We start from the raw sequence: 14,042 nt of genomic DNA on the forward strand, positions 1-14,042 counted from the left end.
CTTTTCAAGGAGTATAACGCAACTACTTCACGCAATGCTCGGCCAAGGCCACGGCTTTGATCATGGCTTTGGCTTTGTTGACGGTTTCTTGAAATTCGGCTTCGGGAACGGAATCGTTGACCCAACCGCCGCCGGCTTGGACGTAGGCTTTGCCGTCTTTGAGCATGGCGGTGCGGATGGTGATGCAGCAGTCGAGGTTGCCGTTAAAGCTGAAGTAGCCGACCGTGCCGCCGTAGGGGCCGCGGGTGGTTTGCTCGAATTCGCTGATGATTTGCATGGCGCGAATCTTCGGCGCACCGGTGAGAGTGCCGGCAGGGAAAGTGGTGCGGAGGAGATCGTAGGGCGTTTTGTCAGCGGTGAGTTTGCCGGTCACGCTGCTGACGATGTGCATCACGTGACTGTACCGTTCAATGACCATCAGGTCGGCCACCTGCACGCTGCCGTACTCGCACACGCGACCGATGTCGTTGCGGGCGAGGTCCACGAGCATGACGTGTTCGGCACGTTCTTTGGGGTCGGCGAGTAGATCTTTTTCGTGCGCCAAATCTTCATCCGCCGTCTTGCCGCGCGGACGCGTGCCGGCGATGGGCCGGATTTGCACCTGCCCTTCCTCGCTGCGCACATGGATTTCCGGCGAAGCGCCCACGAGCGAAAAGCCATCGAGCTCCAGCAAGAACATGTAGGGCGAAGGGTTGATGGATCGCACGGCGCGATAGACATCGAGCGGATCGGCCTTCACTTCAGTGGAGAAGCGTTGCGAGCCGACCACCTGGATGATGTCGCCCGCGCGAATGTATTCCTTGCTCTTGGCGACGTTGGCGAGGAAAGCGTCCTTCTCCATGTTGGATTCAAACGACGCCGCGGGCGGCTCGGCAGCGAGCGACACCGGCCGATGCTCCAGCGGTTGTTCAAGCAACGACACGAGCCGCTCGACTTCCTCAACCGCATCTTCGTAGGCGTCCTCCGGCTTGGCGCCGTTCTCGATGATGGCGTTCACGAGAATGGTCACCGTCTGCCGCACGCGATCGAAGATCAGCAGTTCATCGGCGATCAGAAAATACATCGTGGGTGTGCCCAGCTCATCCTTGGGCGGGCGCGGCACCACCGGCTCCACGTCATGAATAAATTCGTACCCCACAAACCCCATCGCACCGCCGGTAAATCGCGGCAGCCCCGGCAGATCCACGGCGCGATACCGGCCCAGCACACGCTCCACCACCTCCAGCCCGTCGCGCACATGATGCTCGCCCGGCTCGCGACTCACCGTGTAGGTAGCCGTCACCTTGCCGCCTTCCACCACCTGCACCTGATCGCCATCCTGCCGAATGATCCCGCGCGGATTACAGCCCACAAACGAGTACCGGCTCAAGTGCTCGCCGCCCTCCACGCTTTCGCACAGAAACGCCTCGCCGTCCGAACGAATTTTGCGATAGGCCGAAAGCGGCGTCTCGAAGTCCGCCAGAATCTCGCGGTACACCGGGATCAAATTCCCCTCCTGCGCGTGCTGCAAAAACGCCTCGCGCGAAGGTGTAATGTGCGAAACTTCACTCACGACTTCTTGCCGTACAATTCCTCAGGATCCACCAACCGTTCCTCGGTCACCACACCGGCATCCTCTTTTACGCTGCGGAAGAAACAACTCTTGTAACCCTCGTGACAGGCCGCGCCGATCTGCTCCACCTGAATCAACAACGTGTCGCCATCGCAATCGTAGGCCACATCCTTCACCTGTTGGGTGTTGCCGCTGCTCTCCCCTTTCATCCAATACTTCTGCCGACTGCGGCTCCAGAAATGCGTCTTCCCCGTCTCGATGGTATCGCGAATCGAATCCGCATTCATCCACGCCATCATCAACACTCGGCCTGTCCCTTCCTCCTGGATAATCGCCGGGATCAAGCCGTCGTCATTAAATTTCAAACTATCGATAAAGGACATGGGCGGAACTTAACCACAGAGGCACAGGGAGCACACGGAAAATCAAACCACCCGCACGGGAATCTCGGCTTGGGCGAGATGCGATTTCACATCGGCCACGGTGTATTCGCCAAAGTGAAAAATGCTGGCGGCAAGAACGGCATCGGCTTGGCCTTGTTTGAGGACATCCACCATGTGATCGAGATTGCCTGCGCCACCACTGGCCACCACGGGCACGCCGACATTCTCGCTGATGCGGCGGGTGATCTCGATGTCGTAGCCCGCCTTGGTGCCGTCGGCATCAATGCTGTTTAAGACAATCTCTCCCGCGCCGAGTGCCACCGCTTCCTTCGCCCATTCGATGGCGTCCAGCCCGGCTTCCTTGCGGCCGCCGTGGGTGAACACGCGCCATTCTTCATCGCCGATCTTCTTGGCGTCGATGCTCACCACGATGCATTGGCTGCCAAATTTTTCCGCGCCCTCGCGAATGAGCGGCGGGTTGGCGATGGCGGAGGAATTGATGCTCACCTTGTCCGCCCCCGCCTTGAGCATCGTGCTCATGTCTTCCACGGTGCGAATTCCGCCGCCCACTGTGAGCGGCATGAAACACTGGTCGCCGGCGCGCTCGATCACATCCACGATGGTCTTGCGTTCATGCGCACTGGCGGTGATGTCGAAGAACACCATCTCATCAGCACCTTGCCGGTTATACTCCAACGCCAGCTCCACCGGATCACCCACATTGCGCAATTCGCCGGCCTCGGCCTTGCCGAACTGCACCCCACGGGTCACTTGTCCATCGTGAACATCGAGGCAGGGAATGACGCGTTTGGCTAACATCTTAAACGGGCGGCGAGATTAGCGACAGGATGAAGCCGCCACGAGTGAAAAAGTATTTGTACGTGTGCACACTATTCTGTTGCCAGCACACTGGGAAGGCGTACACTTTTTGAATGTTACGACTAATTGGCTTGCTTTCGATTTTGGTGACACTGGGTTTTGCCCCCCAACTTTCCGCGCAACTTTTTGGCCCCGGCGTTTTGCGCACGGGCCCGGGGATGGCCGATCGCACCATTGAAATCAAACTGCCCGCCCGCCCCGGCGCGCAAGCGGCCACGGTGCTCATCACGCCGCCTGCACAGTCGATGCAGCAGATTCAGCAGATTCAGCAGATTCAGCCGCAATTGGTCGCACCGGTGCCCTATATGCCGGGCTATTTTCCTCAGCCAAATTACTTTGGGATGCCACGCGGGTTGCCGATGCACACGATGGCAATGACGCCGGGCGCCCAATATGCGTGGCCAATGTACGTTCAGCCGACGGCTGGATCGGTGATTATTATCACGCCACCGCGCGTAAATGCCGCATATCCGGCCCGAGCACTGTTTGGGCGATAAATTCAAAACTTCAATTTCCAGCCAAAAACCGCTGTTTTTAGCATAAAACGGCGGTTTTTTGTTTGCCCGCACAAACTTGACCCAAAACGGCACGCGGTTTGCTGTGAATAACCTGTTAACAAATCCGGTTTCCAAACTGAAAAAACCAAGGAAGGTATCGTTATTATGAATAAAACAGCCATTTTCGCCCTCTTTTCACTAACGATTTCTGTGTGCACAACGCAGGCACAACTTTTCGGAGGCCTGAATATTCCCGGCTTACGCGCAGCAGGTGAGCCCGCCCCCGCGCCGCAGCCCGCGCCGCAAACACGCGCACCGGCGGCAACGACCACCACGGTTTTGGGCGCAGCAATCGGCGGTGTGGTGGGCAGCAAAAGCAATCGAACCACCGAAGGCACGGCCATCGGAGGCGCATTGGGTTTATTGATCGGCCAAATGATGGACCGCAAGGCGGCACAAAAAGCCGAGGCCGATCGCCAAGCCGCGCTGGAACGCGCACAGAATCCCCAAAGCTCAAACCCCGAAATTGGCCCTCAACCGCAGATTGATCCCGCGACAGGTTTGCCGATTGATCCGAATGCGCCTGCCGTCGGCACTGCTGCCCCAACAATTGATCCCGCAACGGGTTTGCCTGTGTTCGGCCCCGGCGGGGGAGTTACCGCGCCCGCGTCCACAACAGAAGCTCCGGCAAAGCCCCGCCTCTCCCCGCGCAAACGCGTGAATAAACTTTTCGGTCGATGACTTTTCTGCCATATTCTCCCGTCCAAAGGAGTACGGTATGAAATACATCATCACACTTTTTGTTGGCACGGCCCTTTGGGTTGTGACCGGTTGCAACACCAACGGCAATTCCCCAAACGGCCCGAGCGTCACCGAAATGCGCCCGGGCGAGCGCGGCTTTGTGGCTGGGCTGGGCATTGAGTCGCAGGATCTCGTCACCATTTCCGAGAAGATGGCGCGCGGCATTCTCGGCGCGGATCCCATCGCCAAGGCTGAGGGCAAACCGGTGGTCGTGCTCGAGCCCATCAACAACGACACGCGCTTCCCCATCGACAAAGATATTTTTCTGATGCTGATCCGCGACAAACTGCTCGAACACGCGGCCAGCAAAATAACTTTTGTGGCGCGTGAGCATATGGACAAATTAGAAAAAGAACGCGACCTCAAACTCAGCGGCCAAGTCACCGGCGGCGAAAAAATCACCGGCAATCAATTCAGAGGCGCGGACTTCATTCTCACCGGCACCTTCAAGGGAATCTCAGGCCGGGGAAATTCGGGGGCCAGCGACTACGTCCTGTACTCGTTCCAACTCATCGATCCGGATACCAGCGAAATTGTCTGGGGAGGAAATCATCAAATCAAAAAACAGGGCAAGGACGACGTCACTTATCGTTAGTCCGGCGCTTGTTTTTTCACGGTGATGAAAATTGCCACGAGCATTTGTCTGTTAAGCGCGTTGGGATTCGCCGCGTGCCAAGCGCCGGTCATCCAGCGTGCACCGGAGTTTGATGGGGATCTCGTGGCCGCCGGCCATCGCAAAATCGCCCAAGCCCCCGCACACGATAAAAATCGCTGGCGGCTCATCACCGCCGTGCACGCGCTTAAGCTCGACCGCCATTCCGAAGCACGCGCGCTGATCGCCACCGCCATGCCCTCGGCCGGGCAAATCCTGAAAGCCGATGCCCAAACGCGTTTGGCGCAAAGCCTGTTCTCGCCTGAGAATGTGAAAGGCTTCCACGGCGAATCGCACGAGCGCGCGATGGGCTGGTTTTATCGCGGCATGTTTTACTGGATGGACGGTGAACCCGACAACGCCCGCGCCTGTTTCCGCACCGCGCAACTTATGGACGCGCTCGCCGCGCAGCCGGAGCATCGCGCCGATTGGATATTGCTCGATTATCTCGATGGCTACATCACCACCAAACTCGGCAGCGATGGCGGTGACGCCCGCACCCGCGCCCAAGCCAATGCCCGCACCACTGCCCTGCCCGCTTACAATTCAAAAGCCAACGTGATGGTGTTTTTGCAATTCGGCTTTGGGCCGATGAAAAAAACCGGTGGCGATGTGGGTGAAAAAATCGTGTACGACGGAGGGCATTCCCAAACCCACTCCGCACGCATCACTGCGGGTGGACGCACGCTCACCGCGCCGGTTTTTGACAACCTCACTTTCCAAGCTACCACTCGTGGCGATCGCGCGATGGACGCCATCCTTGCCCGCAAAGCCACAATCAAAAAAACCGGCAACCTGGTCGGTGACATCGGCGTGACCGGTGGCGCCATCCTCGCAAACCAACCCGAAACCGAAGGCGCAGGCGCAGCTTTGCTCGGTGCGGGTTTGGTGGGCAAAATTGTGGGCGGCTCCGCCGAACCGCGCGCGGATACCCGGACGTGGACCAATTTGCCACAGCACCTCAGCTTTGCCGCGCTGCAACTGCCCGCAGGTGCCCACACGATTGCGATTGAATTCCTCGATACCAACGGCATTGCCTTGCCGAATCGACAAAAAAATATTTCAGTTACCGTACAAACTGGCCGCGACACCGTGGTGTTTGTGACCGATTAATAAAGAAGAATTATGAAAACCAAACTCGTCTTAATATTGAGCGCCGGCGCCATCATCGCCGGCTGCGGCACGCCAGTCGCGAAACAAGCGGCGGCGGCAAACAACAGCAAATTTGTTGCGCTCGGCACTCTCGTCGGCCGCACGGTAAAATGCACGGCGATGCAGGAAACGCAACTGACCGATGGCCGGCTACAGGTGCGCGCGAATATTTTGAACCTCATCAACAAGCGCGTGGACTTGCAAGTGAGCTGTGCGTTTAAGGACGAACAGGGATTCGCCATCGACACCACGCCGTTTCAAACGCTTATCCTCGACGAAATCGCAGAGGAAACCGTGGAGTTCAAATCGCTTAACGCCAAAGCCAAGGATTACACCGTGCGCGTGCGACTGGCGCGCTAACTCCAAAACATTATGAAAAAAATTGCACTACTCATTCCCGCGCTGCTGCTCGTTGGCTGCGGTGCGCCCAGCGCCAACCGATCCGCGATGGTGGTGTTCAAAAAAACCGCCGCGCCGGTGGAAGGCAAAAAATATGTATACACCGTGTCGCCCGCCGTGCCGCTTTCTCAGATTTATAATGCGGATCAGGCGCAGCAAATTGTGGAGGATTTCCGTGCGGCCTATGTGAAGCTCGGCGCGCCGCGCATTAATATTAACGTGAACCTTCCGCAAGGCGCGTTTGAGGTCCCTCAGTTGCCCACTGTGGGCGTGGGTGGCACACCGCAGATTGATCCCGCCACCGGCTTGCCCATGCCCGCCGGAGCGGGGGGGGGCGCACCCGCTGCGCCAGCCGCGGGGCCGCGCATTTTTGATGCGGACGAATTGTCGACGCGCCAAACCAAGCGCGAAGTGGAGTTGCTCTTTGGCCGTCCGCTGCGTTTGGCGGGCGCCACGCTGATCGATCCGGCTCAAACGAATCTACCGGAGTTGACGCTGGAAATTTTATTGGGCGAACGTGAGATCAACTTACCCGGCATCAACGACACTCAAACGCACACCGTGCCGGACATCATCGTCACCGCCACGCGCGCAACCGATGGCCAAGTACTGGGGCAGGCCACGGTGCTGGATTTATTTTCGCATCAAGCGGCCGCGGCCCGGATGTTGAAGCGATATAATATCCAGCAACTCACCGAGGCTACGGCGTTGGCGTTGATGAAGGATATTGCGTCGACGGCAAAGTAGTCACTTCACCCCCACGTTGATCGTCATCGCGCTGCCGAGGATTCGGTGGATGGTGATTTCTTTGCAGCCGAGTTCGCGCATTACTTTATCAACGCCGTCTTGGGCGGGATAGTTTTCGAGGGACTCGTGGATGTACGCATAGGCAGGCGCATCGCGGCAGATGAGGCGGCCGAACCACGGGACGATCCATTTCAAGTAACCAAAATAAATCCATCGCCACGGAGCGAAGGTGGGTTTGCCAAAATCGAGCACCAGCATTTTGCCGCCAGGCTTGGTGACGCGATGTATTTCGCGCAGGCCATTTTCAAAACTGGCGAGGTTGCGCAGCCCGAAGGCAATGGTGACGCAATCAAAATGGTCATCGGGCAAGCCGGATTCCAACGCATCGCCTTGGCGGAACGTGACGGTCAGGTCGCAATTGCGACGGATGGCTCGATCGAGCATCGGTTTGCTGAAATCAAGGCCGACAACGTCCGCGCCGCTGTTTGCCAAAGCAAAGGCGATGTCACCGGTGCCGCAGCAAAGATCGAGCACGCGCTGACCGGGACGGGGGGTGGCGAGAGTGACGAGGCGTTTTTTCCAGCGGCGATGGAGCCACAGACTTTGCAGATCGTTGATAAGATCGTAGCGCGGGGCAATGGTATCAAAGAGGTCGCGCACACGCTCGGCGCGCGTTGCATCACTGGAAAAATAGCCCTCTGCCATCGGGGCGGAAGATAGCACGTTGAGCCCTGCGGGGCTGCGCAAAAAAGTTTTTTCAATGAAACGGCCCGTGAGTGCGTCAGGAAAAGGGGTTGCCAAAAGGCCAATGGGCCACTAAACCCCGCCGCAACGTTTGTAACAAATGGGCAAAACTCTAGTCATCGCTGAGAAGCCGTCGGTCCAAACCGACCTTGCCCGAGTTCTGGGCAAGGAGCTGGGCAAGTTCGAGCGGAAGGGCAAGGACCGCAACAGCTATTTCGAAAACGACAACGCGATCGTCACTTCGGCGGTGGGGCATTTAGTGGAGCTGAAAATGCCGGAAGGCCCGAACGGCAAAAAGCTGCCGTGGGGCATCAAGCATCTGCCGGTGATTCCAAAGAAGTTTGAACTTCAGCCGATTGAAAAAAGTGAGAGCCGCCTGAACCTGCTGCTACGCTTGATCAAGCGCAAGGAAGTCGATCAAATCATCAACGCCTGCGACGCGGGCCGCGAGGGGGAGTTGATCTTCCGCTACATCATGGCGCTGGCGGGCGTGGAGAAACCGATGAAACGGATGTGGATGCAGTCGATGACCGATGGCGCCATTGTCGAAGCGTTCCAAAAATTACGCGAGGATGGCCGGATGCAGCCGCTGGCGGACGCTGCGTTGTGCCGGTCAGAGAGCGATTGGCTGGTGGGGCTCAACGGCTCGCGCGCGCTCACGGCATTCAACTCACGGCACGGTGGATTTAATATGACGAGCGCCGGTCGCGTGCAAACGCCAACGCTCACGATCCTCAGCGAGCGCGAACGATTGATTCGCGATTTTGTGCCGCGCGATTATTGGGAAGTGCACGCGGAATTTGAAGTGCACGCGGGCACGTACGCGGGCCGATGGTTCCGCGAAGATTTCAAGAAGGACAAAAACGACGACCAAACCCGCGCCGAACGCATTTGGACTGAGGCCGAAGCGACATCGGTTGTGGAGCGTTGCACGGGCAAAACGGGCATTGTCGAGGAAATCAAAAAACCTGCCAAGCAAACGCCACCGCAGCTGTATGATCTTACCACATTGCAACGCGAAGCCAGCAGCCGGTTTGGTTTCAGCGCGCGCAATACGCTCGGCATCGCGCAGGCGCTCTACGAAAAGCACAAATTGTTGACGTATCCGCGCACGGATTCGAAATGTCTACCCGAAGATTACCTCGACACGGTGCGTGGCCATCTCCGCGGATTTTCCAGCGCCAAACCCAACGCTACCCTTTCGCCAGAGGTCATTGCCGCTTCGGCTAAGGCGCTGAAAAACGATTGGGTAACGCCCAACAAACGCATTTTTAATAACGCAAAAATCAGCGATCACTTTGCAATCATCCCGACCGGGAAAATTCCCGCGGGTGGGCTCAAGGAACAGGAGCAAAAAATTTACGACCTCGTGGCGCGGCGGTTTGTGGCGATCTTTTTTCCGTCGGCAGAATTCGAAAACACCCGCCGCATCACGCGCATTGAGCAGGATTCGTTTTTGACCACCGGCAAAGTGTTGGTCACACCCGGTTATTTGGAGGTGTACGGCCGCCGTCCCGGCGTGGCCACGGAGAAGGACGAACTCGTGCCGGCCGAAACCGGCGAGAAAGCCGACGCGAAAGAAGTCACACTCAAAGGCGACCAAACCAAACCACCCGCGCGTTACACCGAAGCCACGCTACTCTCCGCGATGGAGACCGCCGGCAAACGCGTGGACGACGACGAACTGCGCGAAGCGATGAGCGAGCGCGGCCTCGGCACACCCGCCACCCGCGCGGCCATCATCGAAGGGCTCATCTTTCACAAATATGTTTTCCGCCACGAACAAATGAAGCGCGACCTCGTGGTTTCCAACAAAGGCCTCGCGTTGATCGATTTACTGAAAGACATCGGCATCGAGGCACTCACGTCACCGGAGTTAACGGGTGAATGGGAATACAAACTCAAGCAAATGGAATCCGGCGCGCTCAGTCGCGAATCGTTTATGGGCGAAATCAAATCGCTCACCAAAGACATCGTCGAACGTACGGTCGGCAAAATGACGGAGCTGGCCAATCGAAGCTATCCCGACCTCGAAGCCATTTGCCCCAGCTGCGGCACCACCACGCTCAAGCAAACCGACGGCAACTACGAATGCACCGGTGCGGACTGCAAATTCAAACTCAACAAATACATCGCCAGCCACAAACTCGTGCCCGCCGAGGCTAAGATGCTTTTGGAAAAAGGCCGCGTGGGGCCGTTTGAAGATTTCAAAAACCGCTTCGGCCAACCCTTCGTCGCCGAGATTGCAATGGCCGAAGGCGCGCGCGGCGCGTGGAAACCGGAATTCATTTTCGAAGGCGACGATGAACGCGAAGCCGAGGCCAAGAACCTCACCGACGACCAGCTTCTGTGCGAAGCTCCGCTGGCCGATGGCACCGCCACTAAAGTTTACGAAACCGACCGCGCCTATCTTTGCCCCGAGATGGCACCCGACAAACAAAAGGGCGGCACCCGCATCGCGAAGGAAATTCTCAAAAAAGAAATCCCCGCCGAACAAGCCATCAAACTTTTCACCGAAGGCAAAACCGACGTCATCGCCGGGTTCATCTCCAAAAAAGGCCGCCCCTTCAGCGCCTTTTTGTTGCTCGATAAAACCACCGGCAAACTCGCCTGGGAATTTCCGCCCCGCCCAAAGAAACCAGCCAAGAAGAAAGCTGCAAAAAAAACCACCGAGACTCAGAGTTCACAGAGCGAATAATTTCTCTGTGCCCTCTGCGCCCCTGTGGTTCAACTTGTTTTCCCGCCCCGTTTCTGTTAGCATCAATGAATGCCGGGGAGGGCAGCCATTTCCAAAACATCCATCGCGGATGACGACGCGTTTGTGTCGTCATTCCTCGATTACTTGCATACCGAGGCCGGCGCGTCCGTGTACACGCAGCGAAATTATCGGCAGGCGCTCACGGAATTTTCGCAGTGGTATTTTGGCGAACGCAAATCCGCGCCGGATTGGTTGCACTTAAAGAAACTCGATTTCCGTGGCTACTTGCGCTTCCTCGGACGCGGCAATCTCAGCCGTTCGGCAGTGCAATTACGCTTCTCCGCGCTGCGATCTTTTTATAAACATCTGATGCGGCGCGGCAAACTCGATGCCTCACCCGTCCGCGACATCACACTGCCCAAAAAAGAAAAACGCCTCCCGCAATTTCTCACACTCGAGCAAACCACCGCGTTGATGGACGCCCCGCTCGCGGAACTCGCCACCGCCCAAGAGCAAGCCAAAGAAGAAGCGGATGACGAAACCGAAATCGAAATCGACCCCGCGCCGTACCTTCGCGATGCCGCCATCCTCGAGGCCATTTATTCCTGCGGGCTGCGCATCAGCGAAGTGTGCGGACTGCGCGTAGTGAATCTTGACCGCACCGAGCGTCTGCTGCGCGTCCACGGCAAAGGCAAAAAGGAACGCCAAGTGCCCATCGGCGCACCGGCCGTGGCGGCCATCGAGCGCTACTGGGCTGCGCTGGAGCATCCTCCCACCGACGAGATGCCCGTTTTCCTCGCCAACCCCAATGAGCTTCGGCCTGTTTATCCCCGCCTCGTGCAGTTGCATTTTAAACACTACCTCGAATCCGCCAATCTTGATCCCACCCTCACCCCGCACAAGCTGCGCCACAGTTACGCAACTCATCTCCTTAACGCCGGTGCCGACCTCCGAAGCGTGCAGGAACTCCTCGGCCACGAAAATCTCGTCACCACCCAAGTTTACACCCACCTCACCACCGATCGCCTCAAGCAAGCTTACGACGACGCCCACCCGCGCGCCAAAGTTAAGTCGCAGTGATTGCCACCCGCCCCCCCTTCAGCCCATAGTCGCCCGTGCACCTGGGGCATTTGCGATTACGGGATTTCCGAAACTACCGGAGGCTGGATGCTGACTTCGGGCCGGGCTTCCACGTGCTACTCGGCCGCAATGCGCAGGGCAAAACCAATCTACTCGAAGCCGTGCATCTACTCGCCACGCTGCGGAGCTTTCGCGGCGTCGGCAGCGCCGCGATGGTACGCCACGGCCAACCCGGCTGGTTCGTGGGCGGACGCGCCATCGCCACCGGATCGCACGCCATCAAACTTTACTGGAGCAAAAACGAACGCCGCCTCACGCTCGACGAACAACCCATCCGCAAGCTCAGCGATTACCTCGGCACACTCCGCACCGTCGCCTTTTGCACCGAGGATCTCCAGCTCATCAAAGGCGCCGGACGCGGCCGCAGGCGTTTCCTTGATTTTCTCCTCACCCAAACCCTGCCCACATACCTGCCCCTTTTGCAAAACTACACCCGCGCCGTGCGCTCCCGCAATGCATTGCTAAAACGCCGCCCCGTCGACGAAGCCACCCTCGAAAGTTTCACACACGAAATGGTAAAACTCGGCAACCAAATAATGACCCACCGCCACGCGCTCCTGCCCGAACTCGCCCCGCGCATCACCGCCGCCCACGCCCGCATCGCCCCCGATGGCGAAGAACTGCACGTCGAATACCAACCCCGCGTCAAAGAAGATTTCGCCGCCGAACTCCAGCGCGTGCGCGAACGCGAGCGCGCCCTCGGCTCCACCCTCCTCGGCCCGCACCGCGATGAATTGGGCCTCCAACTCAACCACAAACCCGCCGCCGATTTCGCCAGTGAAGGCCAAAAACGCACCCTCGCCATCTCCCTCAAGCTCGCCCAAGCCGAGCACCTCGCCGCCACCCACGGCGCCCCGCCCATCCTCTTGATCGACGACGTCATGGGCGAACTCGACGCCCCCCGTCGCCAAGCCTTCCTCCCCCTCCTAAACCAATGCACCCAAGGCCGAGGCCAAGTCTTCATGACCTGCACCGAACAAAACTGGCCCGAGGAATTAGGCGAAGAATTGCAAAAATGGGAAGTGAATGAAGGAGCGTTATGCGAAAGGTAGGGCGTGCTCTCCGAGCGCGCCAAGGCGGTTTCGGAGAAATCGCCCTACCCGAATCTCAAACCCACAATAAAGCCAGTTGTCAACAGTAAGAACTGACCCCTTTAAGGAATAGGAACATTTTCCGGGCCGGAATACGTTGGCTGCCACTTCCCATTCAATGAAAATGTGTATTCGTATTTTGAAGCATGCATAGAAGGTCTATGCAATTTAAATAGATCGGATTTCGCCTCCACGATTCCCACAGTTTAATACAATCGCGCATGATGTGTGGTAATTATATTCCCGCCAGGGACCGCGTGCTTTTTTGCGCCAAAAGTAATCCTGCTTAACCGAAGGTAAACAACTGGAATGCATCCGAAATATTTTGAAGTTTCCCGACCTGTTTGATAATTTTTAAATATGCTGTTTATGCGTTCTGCTGTAGCCTTACTTGCAAACGTAATACCACTGGGCGCAATAAGCCCATCGACAGGCCTGCCGCGATCAACAAAAACCACATGACAATCCCGCAGCCTCACAGTCCCAATCCCATCCGACAACTGATGCGACCATATGTGCCGATAGAACAGCTCCATGTCCGACACCTGAGGCGCAGTATGGCAACCGGCGCCCGTGGCTATCATCAAAAATAATACAATTTTATTCACTCTTGTATTCCCACTCTTTTTTTTCTAACGCTTTTCCGAAAACTTCAGCCCACACACTGTCAGGGTTTTGCCCTGGCATTATCATTGGATACATAATGTTCGTTTTTACTTTTGAGTGAGTACGATTATTTGATGAATACTCCCCGCCTTTAACAGGTAAATAATTAAAAGAATGACCCATCTCATGGGCCAATAGCCCCTTACCGTAAACAAGTGCAAGCCTATTCAAATTGAAATTTAAAATTGCTCCCGGCTCGTCAAAGCCTCCCATTGCAGCCGCAAAACCTATGACCTCTGCCCCCTCATTAGTGAGCCCCAAGTGATCCTCGGTGACTATGACAGCAAACCCCCTCCATTTTGCATTTTTTCTTATTGATTTCAAACCCGCCCTTCTTTTTTCAACAGATTCTTTAATGAGCATTTCACGGGCTCTTTTCACAAATTCCGTTTCTATTCCCCCGTCCATTAAGCGATTATTTGAAGTCCAGCTCACCAATGGGGGCTTGATTTTAAAGTTCGGATGATAATAGAGGTTGACTTTGGAAATTCCAATTTGTTTATGGCCCTTAGTTATATTGCTTGTTGCGATTGAATTAGCCAGCCCAGTTGCATTTTTGTACATCATCGGAAAATAATCTCTGATAATTTTTTCATGGCGCACCCCTTCTTCAGCCCCTACGAGCACGGTCATCACCCCAC

At 56.8% G+C, this 14,042-nt stretch carries 14 protein-coding genes; 9 read left to right on the forward strand and 5 right to left on the reverse strand.

Features of this window, described 5'->3' with window-relative positions:
- Positions 1 to 22: 22 nt before the first annotated feature.
- Genes trpE through hisF form a run of 3 tightly spaced genes read right to left on the reverse strand, consistent with a single transcriptional unit; the run spans position 23 to position 2,754 of the window.
- Positions 23 to 1,552, reverse strand: coding sequence for an anthranilate synthase component I (trpE, locus tag H8E27_07985; GenBank protein ID MBC8325549.1), 1,530 nt, complete (start codon positions 1,550 to 1,552; stop codon positions 23 to 25).
- Entirely contained in the window at positions 1,549 to 1,935 is a 387-nt protein-coding gene (hisI, locus tag H8E27_07990) for a phosphoribosyl-AMP cyclohydrolase (GenBank protein MBC8325550.1), read from the reverse strand. The genes trpE and hisI overlap by 4 nt, the downstream gene beginning before the upstream one ends.
- Positions 1,936 to 1,977: 42 nt before the next feature.
- Positions 1,978 to 2,754 carry an imidazole glycerol phosphate synthase subunit HisF gene (gene hisF, locus H8E27_07995; protein MBC8325551.1) on the reverse strand — a complete coding sequence of 259 codons (777 nt, stop codon included), beginning with the start codon at positions 2,752 to 2,754 and terminating at the stop codon, positions 1,978 to 1,980.
- Positions 2,755 to 2,867: 113 nt separating this feature from the next.
- Between hisF and H8E27_08000 the strand changes: the two genes are divergently transcribed.
- From H8E27_08000 to H8E27_08025, 6 genes are all read left to right on the forward strand, one after another.
- Positions 2,868 to 3,311: a hypothetical protein gene (locus H8E27_08000; GenBank protein MBC8325552.1), complete on the forward strand. Its 444-nt coding sequence runs from the start codon at positions 2,868 to 2,870 to the stop codon at positions 3,309 to 3,311.
- A gap of 165 nt (positions 3,312 to 3,476) precedes the next feature.
- Positions 3,477 to 4,052: a glycine zipper 2TM domain-containing protein gene (locus H8E27_08005; GenBank protein ID MBC8325553.1), complete on the forward strand. Its 576-nt coding sequence runs from the start codon at positions 3,477 to 3,479 to the stop codon at positions 4,050 to 4,052.
- A gap of 37 nt (positions 4,053 to 4,089) precedes the next feature.
- The gene (locus H8E27_08010; protein ID MBC8325554.1) at positions 4,090 to 4,707 is read left to right on the forward strand and encodes a penicillin-binding protein activator LpoB; all 618 of its coding nucleotides are present in this window, start codon (positions 4,090 to 4,092) and stop codon (positions 4,705 to 4,707) included.
- A 24-nt stretch (positions 4,708 to 4,731) separates the two neighbouring features.
- Positions 4,732 to 5,877 (forward strand): hypothetical protein, encoded by a 1,146-nt coding sequence (locus tag H8E27_08015; GenBank protein MBC8325555.1) that lies wholly within the window; start codon positions 4,732 to 4,734, stop codon positions 5,875 to 5,877.
- 12 nt (positions 5,878 to 5,889) lie between these two features.
- Entirely contained in the window at positions 5,890 to 6,276 is a 387-nt protein-coding gene (locus H8E27_08020; GenBank protein MBC8325556.1) for a hypothetical protein, read from the forward strand.
- 12 nt (positions 6,277 to 6,288) lie between these two features.
- On the forward strand, positions 6,289 to 7,062 hold the full coding sequence (locus H8E27_08025) for a hypothetical protein (GenBank protein ID MBC8325557.1): 774 nt from the start codon (positions 6,289 to 6,291) through the stop codon (positions 7,060 to 7,062).
- Here H8E27_08025 and H8E27_08030 read toward each other — a convergent pair whose 3' ends face one another.
- Positions 7,063 to 7,767, reverse strand: a complete 705-nt coding sequence (locus H8E27_08030) for a ubiquinone/menaquinone biosynthesis methyltransferase (GenBank protein MBC8325558.1) — start codon at positions 7,765 to 7,767, stop codon at positions 7,063 to 7,065.
- A gap of 139 nt (positions 7,768 to 7,906) precedes the next feature.
- Here H8E27_08030 and H8E27_08035 point away from each other — a divergent pair, with 139 nt between their 5' ends.
- From H8E27_08035 to H8E27_08045, 3 genes are all read left to right on the forward strand, one after another.
- On the forward strand, positions 7,907 to 10,504 hold the full coding sequence (locus H8E27_08035) for a DNA topoisomerase III (GenBank protein MBC8325559.1): 2,598 nt from the start codon (positions 7,907 to 7,909) through the stop codon (positions 10,502 to 10,504).
- Positions 10,505 to 10,573: 69 nt separating this feature from the next.
- Positions 10,574 to 11,584, forward strand: a complete 1,011-nt coding sequence (locus H8E27_08040) for a tyrosine recombinase XerC (protein MBC8325560.1) — start codon at positions 10,574 to 10,576, stop codon at positions 11,582 to 11,584.
- A gap of 35 nt (positions 11,585 to 11,619) precedes the next feature.
- Positions 11,620 to 12,696 carry a DNA replication/repair protein RecF gene (locus tag H8E27_08045; GenBank protein ID MBC8325561.1) on the forward strand — a complete coding sequence of 359 codons (1,077 nt, stop codon included), beginning with the start codon at positions 11,620 to 11,622 and terminating at the stop codon, positions 12,694 to 12,696.
- A gap of 639 nt (positions 12,697 to 13,335) precedes the next feature.
- On the opposite strand, the gene H8E27_08050 is transcribed toward H8E27_08045, so the two are convergent.
- A complete protein-coding gene (locus tag H8E27_08050; GenBank protein MBC8325562.1) occupies positions 13,336 to 14,034 on the reverse strand; it encodes a hypothetical protein in 699 nt (232 codons plus the stop codon).
- Positions 14,035 to 14,042 lie beyond the last annotated feature (8 nt).

This window comes from Limisphaerales bacterium, assembly GCA_014382585.1.
Lineage (GTDB): Bacteria > Verrucomicrobiota > Verrucomicrobiia > Limisphaerales > UBA1100 > JACNJL01.